Source organism: Methanosarcina spelaei (assembly GCF_002287235.1).
GTDB lineage: Archaea > Halobacteriota > Methanosarcinia > Methanosarcinales > Methanosarcinaceae > Methanosarcina > Methanosarcina spelaei.
Window position 1 is genome coordinate 1 of the sequence record NZ_LMVP01000293.1, and the last position, 1,174, is coordinate 1,174.

1 pseudogene is annotated in these 1,174 nt (G+C 31.6%); it reads right to left on the reverse strand.

The annotated features are described in order from the left end of the window. Positions 1 to 251: 251 nt before the first annotated feature. Positions 252 to 1,148, reverse strand: a pseudogene (locus tag ASJ81_RS13140) (ISNCY family transposase); the annotation flags it as partial. Positions 1,149 to 1,174: the final 26 nt, after the last annotated feature.

Below are 1,174 nucleotides of genomic sequence, written 5' to 3' on the forward strand. Positions count from 1 at the left end.
TTTCTAGCTTCAATTTATATCTAAATCGGTTAAATTCCTTTTTTGCCTTTATACTGACTCAGTACCAAAATCTAGTGATGGATGTAAAATTCAAAATCACTAGATTTTGTAAATGGTCACCATCCGTGTAATACAACTTAATGATTCAAGTCTTTAGATAGCGAATATTGATTTTGATAAAAACTGGATTCTTCTTGCTAATTCAGATTTTCTATCAAAAATGCAAAAATCACTGGATTTTGGAACAGAGTCTTTATACTCCATTCTTGATGCTTTTCTTCATTCATAATTACGTTAAGTTCTTCAGATAGAATTTTTTCCAGGAATTTAATCTCATTTTCACGATTGTAAAATATATTCAATAACCTGTATTTTAATAGTTCCTGTTCAATTGTTGTTTTCTTCGGAAAATCGCTAACTATAAGCTTGTTTAAGTGCATCAAACAGTATTGATGCACTAACTTATCCCCAAAAACTTCCTTTAAAATATCTGGGTATCTCTTATCAAAATCCGTAACAATAAACACAGGTTCTGATGTATCTAGATTTTTTCGTAGAAACGTTTTGATGGTTTCTGAACTTTTATCCTCAAAAAGTTCATCTGCTATTGTTCTTTGAGTTTTTGCATCCAGTAATGTTAAACGGTATTTCTGACAACGTCCCTCTTTTGGATGCTGTTCGTCATAGTGCACCATATGTACATTTTCTAAAATTGGAACATTTTCCTGTTCCATTTCTTTGTTGAATGTTCTAAAAATAGTGCTTCTTGATCTTGGAAATATGAAGCTCATTATATCAGAAATTCCATCATAAGAAACTTTATGGTATCTGAGCACCTGGAAAAAATTATTAAATGAATCAAAAAGTAAAGTTTTCAGACCTTCCCAAAAACTATGATCTTCTTCGTCTGTACTACCACAATTTTGGCATTTGTATCGACCAATGCTGATTTTTCCAAGACCTTTTTTGATGTATAGATTATAGCCGTTATGAACCATAGGAGCACTGCAAATAGTGCAGGCTGGAGGAATTTTTCTACGAAAAATTCCTCTTGTGGTATATTCGTAATCATTGCTATAACTATCAAAAAGGTATGAGAGAGCAGGGAGTTCCGATAAGTTATTAAGAGTAAGATTTATAATTACCATTGTTTTTGCCGTAACATCATTACATA